This is a genomic window from Citrobacter sp. Cpo142 (assembly GCF_030332425.1).
GTDB lineage: Bacteria > Pseudomonadota > Gammaproteobacteria > Enterobacterales > Enterobacteriaceae > Citrobacter > Citrobacter portucalensis.
This window is the reverse complement of sequence record NZ_JAOWHW010000140.1, coordinates 1-16980: the sequence shown is the minus strand read 5'-3', so window position 1 is coordinate 16980 and position 16980 is coordinate 1. Positions and strand designations below refer to the sequence as shown.

Below are 16980 nucleotides of genomic sequence, written 5' to 3'. Positions count from 1 at the left end.
GGAAATGAATGAAATGTTAATAAAAATGACTCTTATGATATGGGCTGTAAAAATTACAGAATCTTTTTCTCTGCGGTAGTTAACACTTTTAAAAGGTGCAACCGAAAAAAATGTGAGAGAGTGCAACCTACAGAAAAATGCTATCTACTCTGGATCAAATTTGATGTAAATGGTGTGTTAAATCGATTGTGAATAACCATCGCTTCCGGCAGGATACGGTCGCCCTGGTCAACATAGATATCTTTGCCACGTTCCGGCAGGGTAATAAAACGGCAAGCCACGGCATTGCTGATACATAATTTTGGAGAGTTTTGATGGCTATTAGCACACCGATGTTAGTGACATTCTGTGTCTATATTTTCGGCATGATATTGATAGGGTTTATTGCATGGCGTTCAACCAAAAACTTTGACGATTACATTCTGGGTGGACGCAGTCTGGGTCCATTCGTGACCGCGTTATCCGCTGGGGCATCTGACATGAGCGGCTGGTTGCTGATGGGTTTGCCCGGCGCGATTTTCCTGTCGGGGATTTCAGAAAGCTGGATCGCCATCGGCCTTATTTTGGGCGCATGGATCAACTGGAAGCTGGTGGCCGGACGTTTACGCGTACATACCGAATACAATAACAATGCGCTGACGTTACCGGATTACTTTACCGGTCGCTTTGAAGATAAAAGCCGAATTCTGCGTATTATCTCCGCGCTGGTTATTTTGCTGTTTTTCACCATCTATTGTGCTTCAGGGATTGTGGCAGGGGCGCGTCTGTTTGAAAGCACCTTTGGCATGAGCTACGAAACAGCGCTGTGGGCAGGGGCGGCCGCGACGATCATTTATACCTTTATTGGTGGTTTCCTGGCGGTTAGCTGGACCGATACCGTCCAGGCCAGCCTGATGATCTTTGCTCTGATCCTGACGCCGGTAATGGTCATTATTGGCGTGGGTGGATTTGAAGATTCGCTGGAAGTGATTAAACAAAAGAGCATTGAGAACGTGGATATGTTCAAAGGGCTGAATTTTGTTGCCATCATTTCCCTGATGGGCTGGGGTCTGGGCTACTTTGGCCAGCCGCATATTCTGGCGCGCTTTATGGCAGCAGATTCCCACCATAGCATCGTTCATGCTCGCCGTATCAGTATGACCTGGATGATCCTGTGTCTGGCAGGTGCCGTGGCCGTGGGCTTCTTTGGTATTGCTTACTTTAACAACAACCCACAGCTTGCCGGTGCCGTTAACCAGAACGCCGAGCGTGTGTTTATTGAACTGGCGCAAATCCTGTTCAACCCGTGGATTGCCGGTATTCTGCTGTCTGCGATCCTCGCTGCGGTTATGTCGACCTTGAGCTGCCAGCTGCTGGTGTGCTCCAGCGCAATCACCGAAGATTTGTACAAAGCGTTCCTGCGTAAAAATGCCAGCCAGAAAGAGTTGGTATGGATTGGCCGCATCATGGTGCTGGTCGTGGCGCTGGTGTCTATCGCGCTGGCGGCGAACCCGGAGAACCGCGTGCTGGGTCTGGTAAGCTACGCCTGGGCGGGCTTCGGCGCGGCGTTTGGTCCGGTGGTTCTGTTCTCGGTAATGTGGTCGCGTATGACCCGTAACGGCGCGCTGGCAGGGATGATCATCGGTGCGGTGACGGTAATCGTCTGGAAGCAGTTTGCCTGGCTAGGTCTGTATGAAATTATCCCGGGCTTTGTTTTCGGCAGCATCGGTATTGTGGTCTTCAGCCTGTTGGGTAAAGCGCCATCAACGGCTATGCAGCAACGTTTTGCCGAGGCTGATGCGCATTATCACTCAGCTCCGCCATCGCGTTTACAGGCAGAATAATTTATCTCCTGTCCCTGAAAGCCCGCTGCGCGCGGGCTTTTTATTGTGCCCCCGCAAACCTGCATAATCATTACCCGCCTAACTGTTTACATTAAGTCATCATTCTCAAAACATTCTGCTTGAGTTTTTCTTTGCTGTAATGATAATCACTATCACTGTAATTTACTTTTCTTTTCATCAATTGACCGAGAATAACGTTTAAGGGTTCTTCGCATGTTTGTTCCATTTCTAATTATGTTGCGCGAAGGGTTAGAGGCCGCGCTGATTGTCAGCCTGATTGCCAGCTACCTGAAACGGACTCAGCGTGGTCGATGGATTGGTGTGATGTGGATTGGTGTTCTGCTGGCGGCGGCGTTATGTCTGGCGTTAGGAATTTTCATCAACGAAACCACCGGTGAATTTCCGCAAAAAGAACAGGAGCTGTTTGAAGGCATCGTGGCGGTCATTGCCGTGGTGATCCTCACCTGGATGGTATTCTGGATGCGTAAAGTTTCCCGCAACGTCAAAGTCCAGCTTGAACAGGCTGTCGATAACGCGTTGCAGCGTGGCAACCATCACGGCTGGGCGCTGGTGATGATGGTCTTTTTTGCTGTTGCCCGTGAAGGGCTGGAGTCGGTGTTCTTCCTGCTGGCAGCATTCCAGCAGGATGTAGGTATCTGGCCGCCGTTAGGCGCGATGCTGGGACTGGCTACCGCGGTGGTACTGGGTTACCTGATTTACCTCGGCGGCATTCGCCTCAATCTCGGGGCATTTTTCAAATGGACCAGCCTGTTCATTTTGCTGGTGGCTGCCGGTCTTGCTGCTGGGGCAATCCGTGCTTTCCACGAAGCTGGGTTGTGGAATCATTTTCAGGATGTGGCGTTTGACCTGAGCAGCGTGCTGTCGACGCATTCGCTGTTTGGCACATTGATGGAAGGCATTTTCGGCTATCAGGAAGCGCCAAGCGTTAGTGAAGTCGCTGTCTGGTTTATCTACCTGATTCCGGCGTTGATTATGTTTGCGTTACCGCCGCGTTCAGGCACTACGGCATCGCGTACCGCACCTTGATAAAAACGCGATGCAGAATACTTTTTAGTTACAACATACTTATTTATAGGGATAGGTTATGACGTTTAATTTTCGCCGTAGTGCGCTGCAGCTAGGTATCGCCGCGCTGTTTGCCTCCGCTTTTAATGCACAAGCTGCCGATATTCCGCAGGTGAAAGTCACGGTTAACGACAAACAATGTGAACCGATGACTATCACGGTTAATGCAGGGAAAACGCAGTTCATCATCCAGAACCATAGCCAGAAAGCGCTGGAGTGGGAGATCCTCAAAGGCGTTATGGTGGTTGAAGAGCGCGAAAACATTGCACCGGGCTTTAGCCAGAAAATGACCGCTAACCTCCAGCCGGGCGAATATGATATGACCTGCGGCCTGTTGACTAACCCGAAAGGCAAACTGATCGTAAAAGGTAGCGCAACGGCGGATGCCGCGCAAAGCGATGCTCTGCTGAGTCTGAGCGGCGCGATTACCGAATACAAAGCCTATGTGACAGCCGAAACCGCGCAGTTGGTTGCGGGCACCAAAGCCTTTACCGATGCGATTAAAGCTGGCGATCTGGAAAAAGCGAAATCGCTGTATGCGCCAACCCGTCAGCATTATGAGCGTATTGAACCGATTGCTGAACTGTTCTCCGATCTCGATGGCAGCATCGATGCACGTGAAGATGATTATGAGCAAAAAGCCGCCGATCCTAAATTCACCGGCTTCCACCGCCTGGAGAAAGCGCTGTTTGGCGACAATACCACCAAAGGTATGGATAAGTACGCCGACCAATTAAACAGCGATGTTCTTGACCTGCAAACGCGTATTAGCGAGCTGGCTTTCCCACCGTCTAAAGTTGTTGGCGGGGCAGCAGGACTGATTGAAGAAGTTGCTGCCAGCAAAATCAGTGGGGAAGAAGATCGCTATAGCCATACCGATCTGTGGGATTTCCAGGCCAACGTTGATGGTGCGCAGAAAATTGTCGATCTCCTGCGTCCTCAGTTGCAAAAATCCAATGCTGAACTGCTTGCGAAGGTGGATGCGAACTTCAAAAAGGTCGATACCATTCTGAGCAAGTACCGTACCAAAGACGGCTTTGAAACCTATGACAAACTGACTGATGCCGATCGTAATGCACTGAAAGGGCCAATCACGACGCTGGCGGAAGATTTGTCGCAATTACGCGGTGTTCTGGGTCTGGACTAAGCACTATGCAGCAAGATAATGAAAACGGCGTGAGCGAACCGTCACGCCGACGTTTACTGAAAGGGATGGGCGCCCTGGGTGGGGCGCTGGCGCTGGCGGGTGGGTGTCCGGTTGCCCACGCGCAAAAATCACAAAGCGCGCCGGGCACGTTGTCTCCGGATGCACGTAGTGAAGCGCAGCCGTTTTATGGTCAGCATCAGGCGGGGATCCTGACGCCGCAGCAGGCATCAATGATGCTGGTGGCATTCGATGTTCTCGCCAGCGATAAGGCCGATCTTGAGCGGTTATTCCGGTTGCTGACCAGCCGGTTTGCGTTTCTGACCACCGGTGGACCGGCGCCGGATACGCCGAATCCGCGTCTCCCCCCTATGGATTCAGGTATCCTCGGCGCATACATTGCGCCAGACAACCTGACGATGACGTTGTCAGTCGGCTCCTCGCTGTTTGATGAACGCTATGGCCTGAAATCGCAGATGCCGAAAAAGCTGCAAAAAATGACCCGTTTCCCGAATGATTCGCTGGATGCGGCGCTGTGCCATGGCGATGTGCTGCTGCAGATTTGTGCCAACACCCAGGACACCGTCATCCACGCGTTGCGCGATATCATTAAACATACGCCCGATCTCCTTAGCGTGCGCTGGAAACGTGAAGGTTTTATTTCCGATCACGCCGCACGTAGTAAAGGCAAAGAGACCCCGGTCAATTTGCTTGGCTTTAAAGACGGCACCGCGAATCCGGACGCTGCGGATGCGAAGTTGATGCAAGACGTGGTGTGGGTTACGGACGGGCAGGGCGAGCCTGCCTGGGCACAAGGCGGTAGCTATCAGGCCGTCAGGCTCATTCAGTTTCGCGTTGAGTTCTGGGATCGTACGCCGCTGAAAGAGCAGCAAACGATTTTTGGTCGCGATAAACACACCGGCGCGCCGCTGGGTATGCGGCATGAGCATGATGTGCCTGACTATGCCAGCGATCCTGAAGGCGAAGTGATTGCGCTCGACAGCCATATCCGCCTGGCAAACCCACGCACGAAAGAAACCGACTCGAGCCTGATGATGCGTCGTGGCTACAGTTATTCGCTCGGTGTGACTAATTCCGGTCAACTGGATATGGGGCTGTTGTTTGTTTGCTATCAACACGATCTGGAAAAAGGATTTTTGACGGTGCAGAAACGTCTGAACGGTGAAGCGCTCGAAGAGTATGTCAAACCGATTGGTGGGGGATATTTTTTTGCTTTGTCGGGTGTTAAAACTGCAGACAATTATCTGGGACAGTCTCTGCTCGAAGCCTGATGATTATGCCCCGCAGTACAGCGGGGTTTTTCCTGACATCTTGATGAAGGAACAAACTATTTTTTATGATCGGTATGCGACTGAAATAATTCTGTCATCTCTGGGTAAGAAACTGTTTCTGGTGATAAGATAGAATTTAAGTTAACAACAAGTAAAAATATTGTTGCATTAGCGAAAGGTTATGATGTACTTATAAGTAATAGCGGTAGTTCCCGGCGGTGATAGTCATTCACTATGGAGATCGCGAATGGAAAAGTCCTGTACTGGACACGTTTTTCACAGTAACAGCAGTACCTTACGCGGACGTTTCTCTTCCGGTAGCCACCTCGTCACCGCTAAATCTCTCTCTCATTCACTTCTTATCCTTGTTACTGACGCCCTGTGCGGTGCGCGTAGCCGTGTGTGGCGTCTTATCCGAAAGCAAGCAATGGCTTACAAGGAAGCCAACCCTCAGATGTTCGTGCGCATAATCGTGCCGCCAACGGCGCGTGTGATGTATACCTACAACTCAAGGTGCTATCCATGGGAAGACAAAAAGCAGTGATCAAAGCTCGTCGTGAAGCAAAACGTGTGCTGAGGCGGGATTCGCGTAGCCATAAGCAACGTGAAGATGAATCGGTCACCTCGCTTGTGCAGATGGGCGGCGTAGAAGCGATTGGTATGGCGCGTGACAGTCGCGACGCCACGCCAATCACGGCGCGGAATGAAGCTCAGGCGCACTACCTGAATGCTATCGAGAGTAAACAGCTGATCTTCGCCACCGGTGAAGCCGGGTGTGGTAAAACCTGGATCAGCGCGGCAAAAGCAGCAGAGGCCCTGATCCATAAAGACGTGGACAGGATCATTGTAACCCGTCCAGTTCTGCAAGCTGATGAAGACCTCGGCTTCTTACCTGGAGATGTTTCCGAGAAGTTCGCTCCCTATTTTCGCCCCGTGTATGACGTGCTGGTGAAACGGCTGGGAGCCTCCTTCATGCAATATTGCCTGCGACCTGAGATTGGTAAGGTGGAAATCGCGCCGTTCGCCTATATGCGTGGACGTACATTTGAAAATGCAGTGGTCATTCTTGACGAGGCTCAGAACGTCACTGCGGCGCAAATGAAGATGTTTTTGACCCGCCTCGGGGAGAATGTGACGGTAATTGTGAATGGGGATGTGACCCAGTGCGATCTACCAGCCCACGTTCGCTCAGGGCTTAGCGATGCGCTGGCCCGTTTCGAAGAAGATGAGATGGTTGGGATTGTTCGTTTCAATAAAGACGATTGCGTCCGCTCTGCGCTTTGTCAGCGGACGCTCAACGCTTACAACTGATATGTACTCCGTCTTCAAGGCCCGGGAAACCGGGCTTTGTTGTTTGACGCCAGTACATGACCGGTCGGGGCTTCTCATCCCCCCGCAGATGTGCAACATGCGAAAAAAAAGCCCGTACTTTCGTACGAGCTCTTCTTAAAATATGGCGGTGAGGGGGGGATTGACTCGCTTTGCTCGCCCCTGCGGGGCAGCCCGTTCGCTGCGCTCCCGGTCTGTCCAACTGGCTGCGCCAGTAGTCGAACCCCGATCGGGGCTTCTCATCCCCCCGCAGATGTGCAACATGCGAAAAAAAAGCCCGTACTTTCGTACGAGCTCTTCTTAAAAGATGGCGGTGAGGGGGGGATTGACTCGCTTTGCTCGCCCCTGCGGGGCAGCCCGTTCGCTGCGCTCCCGGTCTGTCCAACTGGCTGCGCCAGTAGTCGAACCCCGGTCGGGGCTTCTCATCCCCCCGCAGATGTGCAACATGCGAAAAAAAAGCCCGTACTTTCGTACGAGCTCTTCTTAAAATATGGCGGTGAGGGGGGGATTCGAACCCCCGATACGTTGCCGTATACACACTTTCCAGGCGTGCTCCTTCAGCCACTCGGACACCTCACCATATTGTTGTCCCTGTGCTACTGGAACGGGCGCTAATGTAGGGGAAACACCGCCCCGCCGTCAATCAACTTTTTGAAAAAAATGTGCATTTACACAAACTTCAAGCAACATGGAGCATAAATAAGCGGGAATTGTTTTTTTTGCCAGCATCCTAAAATTTGCTACTCTGATGTTCCCTCGAAAAATGATGATAATAAGTGCGAGAAAGTTCCGCACAACAATGTTCAGGAGACAATATGGATATAATTTTCTATCACCCAACATTCGATACGACCTGGTGGATTAATGCGTTGGCAAAGGCAATACCTGGTGCGAACGTACGTGAGTGGAAAGCGGGTGATAATGCACATGCTGACTATGCGCTGGTCTGGCATCCGCCGGTTGAAATGCTCGCAGGACGAAAATTAAAAGCCGTATTTGCGCTGGGCGCGGGCGTCGATTCTATTCTCAGTAAACTCAATGCTCATCCGGAAATGTTGGATGCGTCGATCCCGCTTTTCCGGCTGGAAGATACGGGTATGGGCCTGCAAATGCAGGAATATGCGGTCAGTCAGGTGCTGCACTGGTTTCGTCGCTTTGATGATTATCAGGCATTGAAAAATCAGGCGAAATGGCAACCGTTGTCAGAATATACTCGCGAGGAGTTTACCGTCGGGATCATGGGGGCAGGGGTATTGGGCGCAAAAGTTGCCGAAAGCCTGCAAGCATGGGGATTCCCACTGCGCTGCTGGAGTCGTACGCGTAAATCCTGGTCTGGCGTGGAAAGCTTCGCCGGTACTGAGGAACTGGGCGCGTTTTTGAGTCAAACTCGTGTGCTGATCAACCTCCTGCCTAATACGGCAGAAACCGTAGGCATTATTAACGCGGGTTTACTCAGCCAGTTGCAGGATGGTGCGTACGTACTGAACCTGGCGCGTGGTGTTCATCTCAATGAAGACGATCTTCTGGCATCGCTGGACAGCGGCAAGGTGAAAGGTGCCATGCTGGATGTCTATAGCCGTGAACCGCTGCCGGAAACCAGTCCGCTATGGAAGCATCCGCGTGTGGCAATGACGCCGCATATTGCCGCGGTAACGCGACCAGCAGAGGCAGTGGACTATATTTCCCGGACGATTTTGGAGCTGGAAAATGGGAAATCCGTAACGGGTCAGGTCGATCGCGTTCGGGGATATTGATGGTAACCCGGCAAGTGCCGGGTTTCAGCTAAAATACCCGTCATACTTCAAGCTGCATGTGCGTTGGCTGCGGTTGTTCATCCAATCACCTACTACAAAGCTCATCGGACATCACTCCCTTGCCGCCTGCCTGTAACTCGCATTATTTAGGGTATTAATGGCGGCGATACCTGCTATCCTTGACGGAAAATGACTACAGGAGAGAGTTATGTATCCCGTTGACCTGCATATGCATACCGTCGCCAGCACCCACGCCTACAGCACCTTAAGTGATTACATCGCGGAAGCTCGTCGCAAAGGCATCAAGCTGTTTGCCATTACCGATCATGGACCGGACATGGCGGATGCGCCTCACCACTGGCACTTTATCAATATGCGTATTTGGCCGCGTGTCGTGGATGGCGTGGGGATCCTGCGCGGAATAGAAGCCAATATTAAGAATATTGAAGGTGAAATTGACTGTTCAGGTCCGATGTTTACCTCCCTGGACCTCATTATTGCGGGCTTCCATGAGCCGGTTTTTGCACCTCACGATAAAGACACCAACACCCAGGCAATGATAGCCACGATGGCCAGCGGCAATGTGCACATCATTAGCCATCCGGGAAATCCCAAGTATCCCGTTGATATTACTGCAATTGCGCAGGCGGCGGCGAAGTACCAGGTTGCACTGGAAATCAATAACTCTTCGTTTTTGCATTCGCGTAAGGGCAGTGAGGATAATTGTCGCGCGGTTGCTGCGGCTGTGCGTGATGCCGGCGGCTGGGTGGCGTTAGGGTCGGATTCACATACTGCTTTCACGCTGGGAGAATTTGGCGAATGCCGTAAAATCCTGGATGATGTTAATTTCCCTGAAGACAGAATTTTAAACGTCACACCTAAACGTCTATTGGCGTTTCTGGAATCGCGAGGCATGGAGCCGATCGCGGAATTTGCTGAACTGTAATTGTTACTAACTGGAATATATCAATGAACGAGTTTTCTATCCTGTGTCGTGTACTGGGCTCGCTATTTTACCGCCAACCGCAGGACCCTTTACTGGTTCCCCTGTTTACCCTGATTAGTGAAGGTAAACTGTCAGCCAACTGGCCGCTGGAACAGGACGAACTGCTCACCCGTTTACAGAAGAGCTGCGATATGCCCCAGCTGGCTGCAGATTACAACGCGCTGTTTGTCGGTGACGAGTGTGCAGTGCCGCCTTATCGTAGTGCCTGGGTAGAAGGGGCGAAAGAATCCGATGTTCGTGCATTTCTTTCAGCCCGGGGCATGCCGCTGGCTGATACACCGGCAGATCACATTGGTACGCTGTTGCTGGCGGCTTCATGGCTTGAGGACCAGTCTGCGGAAGATGAAAGTGAGGCGCTTGAAACCTTGTTTGTAGACTACTTGCTGCCCTGGTGCGGTACGTTCCTTGGAAAAGTTGAAGCGCACGCGAACACGCCTTTCTGGCGTACGATAGCACCGCTGACGCGTGATGCCATTGGTGCGATGTGGGACGAATTGCAGGAAGATACAGACGAATAAATGTGATGTGTATCACTTAATAGTGCAACTCAATTTATAAGCTTGCATAAATTGTGTGCGCGATCTCATTCCCATGCCGTTTTTCTGCTAAGATGCGCGGCATGAACATACTTCTCTCAATTGCAATCACAACGGGCATTCTCTCCGGGATCTGGGGATGGGTGGCCGTTTCTCTTGGTTTACTCAGTTGGGCTGGCTTTCTGGGTTGTACGGCTTATTTCGCCTGCCCGCAAGGTGGGTTAAAAGGACTGTGGATCTCGGCGTGTACGCTGTTAAGCGGTGTGGTGTGGGCGTTGGTGATTATTAACGGTAGCGCGCTTGCTCCGCATATGGACATTATTGGTTATGTCATGACAGGAATTGTCGCGTTTCTGATGTGTATCCAGGCAAAGCAATGGTTGCTTTCATTTGTACCGGGCACGTTCATTGGCGCATGTGCAACATTTGCAGGGCAGGGGGACTGGCGACTGGTTGTTCCGTCATTGGCACTGGGTCTGGTATTCGGCTATGCGATGAAAAACAGTGGTCTGTGGCTGGCATCTCGCCGTGAAAATAGAATATCGTCGACGCTGACCAGTAAATAAAAAAGCGTGAGGGATTTCCTCACGCTTTTTATGCTGTATAGACCCATCAGGATTCTGGCGGTACCGACATATGACGGTATTTAACCAGAATGTCATTATCAACTTGTTTCTTATCCTGCAAATCCCACAATCCGCGATCGATGCCGTCATTAATCAGGAAGATAACGCCCGTTTCAATCGCTGACATCAGACAAAGCATAACCGGTTCGTTAGAGGTGTAACCAATTTCACCTTCCAACAGACGCTGGTAGTCAATAAAGCGGAACACCCCAGCCTGTACTTCATAAGACAGAATGGTTTTACTGGTATTCACTGACGACAGGATCTCACCGGTGCTGACGTTAACTACGCGCAGGTTTACCGCTATCTGGTCGAGCTGGTATTGCGTATCGGCGCCAATACCAAAATAACGTGCACCGACACCACCGGATTTAACGTTGCTTTCATAACCGATAATTGACCCTTCCACCATGACGTTTGCCGCGGTCAGGGACTGTAGCGGGATCCGGTTATTAATCGCAACCGTACCGTTTTCCTGAGCTGCACGAATGATTTTGCGTTCGTTAAGCAAGTTCTGTAACCCCTGACGTTCCAGTGGGACGAACCAACGAGAATCTTTCAATGCGGTGACAAGCATAGCCGTGGCGCTTTGCGGGACGGCGGTTGAGAAGTTACTTGCCGGGTAAGGTTTAAATTGGCCAGTCTCATCCTGAATGTTGTATACCGACACAAAGATCTTACCTGTAGGCATAGGCAGATGCGTCAAGTCTTTATAGCTTTGGGCTCGGGGCATTAATGTCGGCTTAGCGGCTTCTTGAGGCGGGGCTGTTAAACATCCGCTGAGTAAAATTACTGCCACCATGATAAGTAAACGCTGCATGATTATTTCCTTTCGTGGCTATAACTTAGAAGTCGGTCGACTGTGTTTGTAAACCCGACACTTCAATAGTCGAAGTTTTCCCCGATTTCCTGTCGGTGACATTCAATTGCAGTTGTCCGTCCCGGTTGGCGATATCAATGATAAAATCATTGGTCACCATTCTTCCTGGTTTACCGGTATTAATGTTGGTGAGTAGGCCACCGAGAATTTGTGACTGAATCGCCTGAGTAAAGTTATCCAGAGCTGACGGGGTTTCAATACCGTAATCGTCATAGCTTGGATCTTTATATGAGTTCTGGGCCTGGGCGCTGTTCAACAGAAAAGCACCATTATTCGGGTTGCCACCAAAGTTTGGGTTGCGAAACTGGAACGTCATGTTTCCGGCCCAACTTAATGGTGAAATTAGCATGAGCAAAACCACTGCATGTTTAACACGCATGAAAGCCTCCGGACAAAATCATGTTTTAGAATTCATCACGCGCTAAATCGCTAGTGCTTAATAGTGTTTGGTCTATTTGCCGGCGATTTAATGCTTCTTCAGTTTCTGCCAATGCGAAGACAACTATTTTGTCGAAGTCTCTTTTCGTTGGGAATAAAAAAGTCTGGAAGATAACGTCTTGATTGACCGTTATGGTGATCCAACTTCCCCAACGCGCACTGGGTCTTTCATTAATGGTTAAGTTTCCTGTGTACTCGCTTTCCCACTTATCACTAAAGGCCCGATAAAAATCATGACCTATTGAAGATACAGTGTGGTCAGTTAACAGTCCGGGAACCTCCACCTCTACGGTTGTCGCTGCGTGCAGACTCCCGGCAGCAAAGAATAAATTTGCTGCCACAATCCAGGTCAAATAGCGTTTCATGGCTTTATCGCCTGAGGTTATCATTGGCCCATGAGACCGCCTGCGTACGATTTTTGACAGCTATCTTTTTGAAAAGATTATAAAGATGTGTTTTTACCGTATTTTCACTGATAAACAGTGAGCGAGCGATTTCAATATTTGAGGCGCCGATACGCAATTTATTAAGGATCTCTTTTTCACGGTGCGTCAGCAGTGCCGACTCCGTGCTGTTATAACGATAATTTCCAGAGTGCGTGATCAGATAACTGGCAAGTTTTTGCGTGAAGTAACATTCACCGCGCAAGATACCCTGCAAGCCGCTTACAACACGCTGCTCGTCTTCAGTTGCGTAAAAAACACCATTGATATGCGGCCAGTTTTCGATATCCCGATAAGGGTAATCATCAGGAGTATTCAACAATAACGTCTTTATATTGTTGTTTTTTCTACTCAAATTATCTTGCCAGTAATGGATCAGTTTTTTATCTGCCTCCATCATATCCAGTAAAACAATGCAGCTGGAGGATATATCATCCAGAGAACGTTGAATATTATGTAGTTTTCCGGTGAGTGCCAGTGATTGTTTTAAATGCTGTAATAATGCAGTTGCCTGCAAAGAAGGTTTTGTGATCAACAATAATGTATGACCATGAATACTATGGACTTCATTAAACATGATGAAACTCCACTTTTTAGTCGCACACCTGACAGCTGTCTCTACTAAAATAGAGGCACCAGAAGTACTGACAGATGTTGCACTGCTGTGTAGATATAAAATATCGACCCAAAGGGGTGAAAATATTAAAACAAATGGACTTCAACTGATTTCAATCTAGCTATTACAAATCTTAAAGCAAGTGTTAAACATGTAACAGCTTGTAAAATTATATATTAAAATGTGATTTTATGGTTTTATTAGAGTTTAGATTTGATAGGAAAGTTGTACATTTTACCTTTGCTGCATAGATTTAAAAAATCATACAAATTATAGTAACACATTGATTTTAAGTCATTTAATTAATAATTGTTGAGTTTTAAATTTCTAATGAATTCTAAAATCCTTGTCTCAATTTACGTTGGTCAATTTTAGATGGAAAAAAATGACCTTTGTCACGACTTGTACCGATGTCTATCTCGACGTTGTACTGAGAGGCCCTGATATCGTGCAAAATGCACTTTCTCAGTGACTGCATAGAAATTCATTACTGATAGCAAAATAAAAATAAAATCCAGACCTGAAGCGATGTTATTCACTGTTAATTAGTACTTTGGTGTGAATCCGGATATAAAAATACCACTCGCGGGTGAGTTATTTAAAATGTTTCCACGGACATACTCTTCATCGTAACGTGGCGTTAACAAATGTAAGTCATGTTAACAACAATTTGAGTGGTAATTAATTTAACTTCAAGTATGACCAGGTCCAGGGTGACAACATGAAAAACAAGTTGTTATTTATGATGTTTACAATACTGGGTGTGCCTGGGATTGCATCCGCAACCAGTTATGATTTAGCTAATTCAGAATATAACTTTGCGGTAAATGAATTAAGTAAGTCTTCATTTAATCAGGCAGCCATTATTGGTCAGGTTGGTACTGCTAATAGTGCAAATACTCGCCAGGAGGGCACTAAGTTATTGTCGGTCATTTCGCAAGAAGGTTCAGGTAACCGGGCGAAAACAGATCAGACGGGATCAAATAACTTTGCATATATTGATCAAACGGGTAGCTCTAATGATGCGAGTATTAAACAAAGCTCTTACGGTAATACGGCGATGATTATCCAGAAAGGCTCTGGTAATAAAGCCAATATTACCCAGTACGGTACACAAAAAACAGCAGTTGTGGTGCAGAGACAGTCGCAAATGGCAATTCGCGTTACTCAACGCTAATCCATAAACGACGTTTAAATCAATCCGATGGGGGTTTACCATGAAACTTTTAAAAGTGGCAGCATTCGCAGCAATCGTAGTTTCTGGCAGTGCTCTGGCAGGTGTTGTTCCGCAATGGGGCGGTAATCATCATGGTGGCGGTAGCAACTATGGCCCGGACTCTTCAATGAGTATTTACCAATTTGGCTCTAGTAACGTTGCGAATGCGCTGCAAAGTGATGCACGTAAATCAGACGTGACTATCACACAACACGGACATGGTAACGGTGCGACCGTCGGCCAAGGTGCTGATGACAGTACCATTAGCCTGAAACAGACCGGCTTCCAGAACAGTGCTGATATCAATCAGTGGAATGCAAAAAATGCTGATATCAGCGTAACTCAGTTCGGTGGTCGTAACGGTGCTGTGGTTAATCAGACAGCGTCTGACTCCAATGTGCTGATTCAGCAGGTTGGTTATGGCAACAATGCTACAGCTAACCAGCACTAATTCAGTTTTCTGACTGATAATAAACAGGGCGAAAGCCCTGTTTTTTTTCGGGAGAATATTATGCACACGCTATTACTCATTGCCGCGTTGGCAAATCAAATAACATTCAATACAACTCAGCAAGGTGATATGTACACCATTATTCCTCAGGTGACATTAGCTCAACCGTGCGTATGTGAAGTGCAAGTTCTTGCCGTACGTAAAGGAAAGGGCGGACAAAGTCAGTCACAGCAGAAAACAAGCCTTTCGGTCCCTGCTAATCGGCCAATTGAATTAACAAAAATGAGCTTTAATATTTCACCGGAGGATTCGGTTAAAATTATCGTTACCGTTTCTGACGGGCAGTCTCTGCATCTGTCGCAACAATGGCCTGACTCAAACAGTCACCCATAATTTTTTGCCGGATTTGCATTAAGGGTGTGGCTGGGAGTGCGGTGCTGTTCTATGAATATAGAAACGAACAAACGTTTTATTTGATCGTAACTCGCAGCGGTGAAGGATCATTGTGATCCCTCAAGGATGATTAATCATTGAGGAACCCTTATGTGTACATTCTTAAAGCGTATTTTAAATACCGGTTTGTGGGCTTTTTCTCTTTTAACCCTCCCCGCAATGGCGACGCAAATCTTACCCGGCGGGGTTATTCATTTTCGTGGTGCAATAGTTGAAGCACCTTGCGACGTTAACACTCGACAACAACAGATTGAATTGTCATGTATGCGTGATGGCACGATGAGTAATAGTCTCTACGACCTGCAACAGGTCACGACAGCGCCTCAGAGTGTGCAACAAATTGCCACGGTGAAAATGCATTACCTCAATGAACAGAAAAGCATGGCTATTCTGAATATTGAATATAAATGAATCATTCTGGCGTAGGTATGCACGCTTATGGCTAAAAAATGAGATTTCAAGGAAAACCCTGCTGTACACTTAACGGAGAGTGTTTTGTCAGGGGGAACTTATGCAATCGCGTGTTCATGTGTTACAGGGCGACATTACGACGATCGCGGTAGATGTGATCGTCAATGCGGCCAACTCCTCGTTACTGGGAGGAGGTGGAGTCGATGGCGCGATTCATCGTGCTGCCGGGCCTGCGTTGTTGGAGGCCTGCAAACAGGTTATACAACAACAGGGAGAATGCCCGACCGGGCATGCCGTTATCACGCTGGCTGGCGCGCTTCCGGCAAAAGCAGTTATTCACACCGTAGGGCCCGTCTGGCAAGGCGGTGATCACCACGAGGCTGAACGACTTGAAGAGGCCTATCTAAATACATTGCAACTGGCCTTAGCCAATGGTTATCAATCCATTGCTTTTCCAGCGATAAGCACCGGTGCTTATGGTTACCCACGCGCTGCAGCAGCAGAGATCGCGGTGAAAACGGTGTTGAAATTTATCACCCGGCGTACGCTTCCCGATCAAATATACTTCGTGTGCTTTGATGAAGAAAACGCTCGACTATACAAGAGATTACTTACCCAACAAGGCGATGAACGCACGGACTGATATGACGCGACTTGAGCGTGCCATCACGCCGCTATGCGTAAACCACCCGGGAGAATGCGGCATTCTGACGTTGGATGACAGCCTGGATGCGTTTGCTGCTCGCTATCGGTTGACGGAAATGGCGGAACGAACCCTGGATGTTCAGTATTACATCTGGGAAAGCGACATGTCCGGGCTATTGTTATTTAATGAGATGGTCACTCCCTCCTTCCCAGTACTATGCTGAGGACAGGCTTTCATTCGGAGAACCATCATGGAAAACATTGCGCTTATTGGTATCGATCTGGGTAAGAACTCTTTCCATATTCATTGTCAGGATCATCGTGGGAAGGCCGTTTACCGTAAAAAATTCACCCGACCAAAGCTAATCGAATTTCTGGCGACATGCCCGGCAACAACCATCGCGATGGAAGCCTGTGGCGGTTCTCACTTTATGGCACGCAAGCTGGAAGAGTTAGGGCATTTTCCAAAGCTGATATCACCGCAATTTGTCCGCCCATTCGTTAAAAGCAACAAAAATGACTTCGTTGATGCTGAAGCTATCTGTGAAGCAGCATCACGTCCATCTATGCGTTTCGTGCAGCCCAGAACCGAATCTCAGCAGGCAATGCGAGCTCTGCATCGTGTCCGTGAATCCCTGGTTCAGGATAAGGTGAAAACAACTAATCAGATGCATGCTTTTCTGCTGGAATTTGGTATCAGCGTTCCGCGAGGTGCTGCCGTTATTAGTCGACTGAGTACCCTTCTTGAGGACAGTAGTTTGCCTCTTTATCTCAGCCAGTTACTGCTGAAATTACAACAGCATTATCACTATCTTGTTGAGCAGATTAAAG

19 protein-coding genes, 1 tRNA gene and 2 pseudogenes are annotated in these 16980 nt (G+C 48.7%); 17 read left to right on the top strand and 5 right to left on the bottom strand.

From position 1 onward, the window contains the following. Positions 1 to 314 precede the first annotated feature (314 nt). The 6 genes from putP to phoH all read left to right on the top strand — a co-directional run bounded on the left by putP (position 315) and on the right by phoH (position 6656). Positions 315 to 1823 (top strand): sodium/proline symporter PutP, encoded by a 1509-nt coding sequence (gene putP, locus OGY18_RS20695; RefSeq protein WP_032936247.1) that lies wholly within the window; start codon positions 315 to 317, stop codon positions 1821 to 1823. A gap of 213 nt (positions 1824 to 2036) precedes the next feature. Beyond that, a complete protein-coding gene (gene efeU / locus OGY18_RS20690) occupies positions 2037 to 2870 on the top strand; it encodes an iron uptake transporter permease EfeU (RefSeq protein WP_003036041.1) in 834 nt (277 codons plus the stop codon). 58 nt (positions 2871 to 2928) lie between these two features. Next, positions 2929 to 4056, top strand: a complete 1128-nt coding sequence (efeO, locus tag OGY18_RS20685; RefSeq protein WP_003832073.1) for an iron uptake system protein EfeO — start codon at positions 2929 to 2931, stop codon at positions 4054 to 4056. Between the two features lie 5 nt (positions 4057 to 4061). Then, positions 4062 to 5345 carry an iron uptake transporter deferrochelatase/peroxidase subunit gene (gene efeB, locus OGY18_RS20680; protein ID WP_286554218.1) on the top strand — a complete coding sequence of 428 codons (1284 nt, stop codon included), beginning with the start codon at positions 4062 to 4064 and terminating at the stop codon, positions 5343 to 5345. 247 nt (positions 5346 to 5592) lie between these two features. Then, the gene (locus tag OGY18_RS20675) at positions 5593 to 5889 is read left to right on the top strand and encodes a hypothetical protein (RefSeq protein WP_188048023.1); all 297 of its coding nucleotides are present in this window, start codon (positions 5593 to 5595) and stop codon (positions 5887 to 5889) included. Next, the gene (phoH, locus tag OGY18_RS20670; RefSeq protein ID WP_006685183.1) at positions 5868 to 6656 is read left to right on the top strand and encodes a phosphate starvation-inducible protein PhoH; all 789 of its coding nucleotides are present in this window, start codon (positions 5868 to 5870) and stop codon (positions 6654 to 6656) included. The genes OGY18_RS20675 and phoH overlap by 22 nt, the downstream gene beginning before the upstream one ends. A gap of 509 nt (positions 6657 to 7165) precedes the next feature. Here the strand turns inward: phoH and OGY18_RS20665 are convergent. Then, positions 7166 to 7253: transfer RNA gene (locus OGY18_RS20665), tRNA-Ser, on the bottom strand. A 236-nt stretch (positions 7254 to 7489) separates the two neighbouring features. Between OGY18_RS20665 and ghrA the strand changes: the two genes are divergently transcribed. The 4 genes from ghrA (at position 7490) to OGY18_RS20645 (ending at position 10536) form a co-directional block, all read left to right on the top strand. After that, the gene (ghrA, locus tag OGY18_RS20660) at positions 7490 to 8428 is read left to right on the top strand and encodes a glyoxylate/hydroxypyruvate reductase GhrA (RefSeq protein WP_149281719.1); all 939 of its coding nucleotides are present in this window, start codon (positions 7490 to 7492) and stop codon (positions 8426 to 8428) included. A 208-nt stretch (positions 8429 to 8636) separates the two neighbouring features. Beyond that, positions 8637 to 9374: a phosphatase gene (locus OGY18_RS20655; protein ID WP_079937993.1), complete on the top strand. Its 738-nt coding sequence runs from the start codon at positions 8637 to 8639 to the stop codon at positions 9372 to 9374. A 23-nt stretch (positions 9375 to 9397) separates the two neighbouring features. Then, positions 9398 to 9952, top strand: coding sequence for a TorD/DmsD family molecular chaperone (locus OGY18_RS20650; protein WP_003832084.1), 555 nt, complete (start codon positions 9398 to 9400; stop codon positions 9950 to 9952). Positions 9953 to 10053: 101 nt separating this feature from the next. Further along, entirely contained in the window at positions 10054 to 10536 is a 483-nt protein-coding gene (locus OGY18_RS20645) for a DUF1097 domain-containing protein (protein WP_032934412.1), read from the top strand. 46 nt (positions 10537 to 10582) lie between these two features. Here the strand turns inward: OGY18_RS20645 and csgG are convergent, their stop codons facing one another. The 4 genes from csgG to csgD are packed head-to-tail and all read right to left on the bottom strand — an operon-like array spanning position 10583 to position 12934. Further along, on the bottom strand, positions 10583 to 11416 hold the full coding sequence (gene csgG, locus OGY18_RS20640; protein WP_003036082.1) for a curli production assembly/transport protein CsgG: 834 nt from the start codon (positions 11414 to 11416) through the stop codon (positions 10583 to 10585). A gap of 25 nt (positions 11417 to 11441) precedes the next feature. Then, positions 11442 to 11855, bottom strand: a complete 414-nt coding sequence (gene csgF / locus OGY18_RS20635; protein ID WP_003832089.1) for a curli production assembly/transport protein CsgF — start codon at positions 11853 to 11855, stop codon at positions 11442 to 11444. 25 nt (positions 11856 to 11880) lie between these two features. Next, entirely contained in the window at positions 11881 to 12279 is a 399-nt protein-coding gene (gene csgE / locus OGY18_RS20630) for a curli production assembly/transport protein CsgE (protein ID WP_003832091.1), read from the bottom strand. A 4-nt stretch (positions 12280 to 12283) separates the two neighbouring features. Further along, the gene (gene csgD, locus OGY18_RS20625) at positions 12284 to 12934 is read right to left on the bottom strand and encodes a biofilm master transcriptional regulator CsgD (protein ID WP_003832092.1); all 651 of its coding nucleotides are present in this window, start codon (positions 12932 to 12934) and stop codon (positions 12284 to 12286) included. Between the two features lie 760 nt (positions 12935 to 13694). Here csgD and csgB point away from each other — a divergent pair. The 7 genes and pseudogenes from csgB to OGY18_RS20590 all read left to right on the top strand — a co-directional run. Beyond that, a complete protein-coding gene (gene csgB / locus OGY18_RS20620; protein ID WP_032941802.1) occupies positions 13695 to 14150 on the top strand; it encodes a curli minor subunit CsgB in 456 nt (151 codons plus the stop codon). Between the two features lie 40 nt (positions 14151 to 14190). Further along, positions 14191 to 14640 carry a curli major subunit CsgA gene (gene csgA, locus OGY18_RS20615; protein WP_008784338.1) on the top strand — a complete coding sequence of 150 codons (450 nt, stop codon included), beginning with the start codon at positions 14191 to 14193 and terminating at the stop codon, positions 14638 to 14640. Between the two features lie 60 nt (positions 14641 to 14700). Then, positions 14701 to 15033 (top strand): curli assembly chaperone CsgC, encoded by a 333-nt coding sequence (csgC, locus tag OGY18_RS20610; protein ID WP_020996502.1) that lies wholly within the window; start codon positions 14701 to 14703, stop codon positions 15031 to 15033. A gap of 150 nt (positions 15034 to 15183) precedes the next feature. Continuing rightward, the gene (locus OGY18_RS20605) at positions 15184 to 15504 is read left to right on the top strand and encodes a YmdA family protein (RefSeq protein WP_003832101.1); all 321 of its coding nucleotides are present in this window, start codon (positions 15184 to 15186) and stop codon (positions 15502 to 15504) included. Positions 15505 to 15604: 100 nt separating this feature from the next. Beyond that, positions 15605 to 16147, top strand: coding sequence for an O-acetyl-ADP-ribose deacetylase (ymdB, locus tag OGY18_RS20600; RefSeq protein ID WP_003832103.1), 543 nt, complete (start codon positions 15605 to 15607; stop codon positions 16145 to 16147). Then, positions 16080 to 16346 (top strand): annotated as a pseudogene (locus OGY18_RS20595) (phospholipase D family protein); the annotation flags it as partial. The gene ymdB and the pseudogene OGY18_RS20595, both read left to right, overlap by 68 nt. A gap of 54 nt (positions 16347 to 16400) precedes the next feature. Next, positions 16401 to 16980 (top strand): annotated as a pseudogene (locus tag OGY18_RS20590) (IS110-like element IS4321 family transposase); the annotation flags it as partial.

Coding starts and splice junctions, on each gene's coding strand:
- putP (WP_032936247.1), top strand. CDS start 315: ATGGCTATTAGCACACCGATGTTAGTGACATTCTGTGTCTATATTTTC.
- efeU (WP_003036041.1), top strand. CDS start 2,037: ATGTTTGTTCCATTTCTAATTATGTTGCGCGAAGGGTTAGAGGCCGCG.
- efeO (WP_003832073.1), top strand. CDS start 2,929: ATGACGTTTAATTTTCGCCGTAGTGCGCTGCAGCTAGGTATCGCCGCG.
- efeB (WP_286554218.1), top strand. CDS start 4,062: ATGCAGCAAGATAATGAAAACGGCGTGAGCGAACCGTCACGCCGACGT.
- OGY18_RS20675 (WP_188048023.1), top strand. CDS start 5,593: ATGGAAAAGTCCTGTACTGGACACGTTTTTCACAGTAACAGCAGTACC.
- phoH (WP_006685183.1), top strand. CDS start 5,868: ATGGGAAGACAAAAAGCAGTGATCAAAGCTCGTCGTGAAGCAAAACGT.
- ghrA (WP_149281719.1), top strand. CDS start 7,490: ATGGATATAATTTTCTATCACCCAACATTCGATACGACCTGGTGGATT.
- OGY18_RS20655 (WP_079937993.1), top strand. CDS start 8,637: ATGTATCCCGTTGACCTGCATATGCATACCGTCGCCAGCACCCACGCC.
- OGY18_RS20650 (WP_003832084.1), top strand. CDS start 9,398: ATGAACGAGTTTTCTATCCTGTGTCGTGTACTGGGCTCGCTATTTTAC.
- OGY18_RS20645 (WP_032934412.1), top strand. CDS start 10,054: ATGAACATACTTCTCTCAATTGCAATCACAACGGGCATTCTCTCCGGG.
- csgG (WP_003036082.1), bottom strand. CDS start 11,416: ATGCAGCGTTTACTTATCATGGTGGCAGTAATTTTACTCAGCGGATGT.
- csgF (WP_003832089.1), bottom strand. CDS start 11,855: ATGCGTGTTAAACATGCAGTGGTTTTGCTCATGCTAATTTCACCATTA.
- csgE (WP_003832091.1), bottom strand. CDS start 12,279: ATGAAACGCTATTTGACCTGGATTGTGGCAGCAAATTTATTCTTTGCT.
- csgD (WP_003832092.1), bottom strand. CDS start 12,934: ATGTTTAATGAAGTCCATAGTATTCATGGTCATACATTATTGTTGATC.
- csgB (WP_032941802.1), top strand. CDS start 13,695: ATGAAAAACAAGTTGTTATTTATGATGTTTACAATACTGGGTGTGCCT.
- csgA (WP_008784338.1), top strand. CDS start 14,191: ATGAAACTTTTAAAAGTGGCAGCATTCGCAGCAATCGTAGTTTCTGGC.
- csgC (WP_020996502.1), top strand. CDS start 14,701: ATGCACACGCTATTACTCATTGCCGCGTTGGCAAATCAAATAACATTC.
- OGY18_RS20605 (WP_003832101.1), top strand. CDS start 15,184: ATGTGTACATTCTTAAAGCGTATTTTAAATACCGGTTTGTGGGCTTTT.
- ymdB (WP_003832103.1), top strand. CDS start 15,605: ATGCAATCGCGTGTTCATGTGTTACAGGGCGACATTACGACGATCGCG.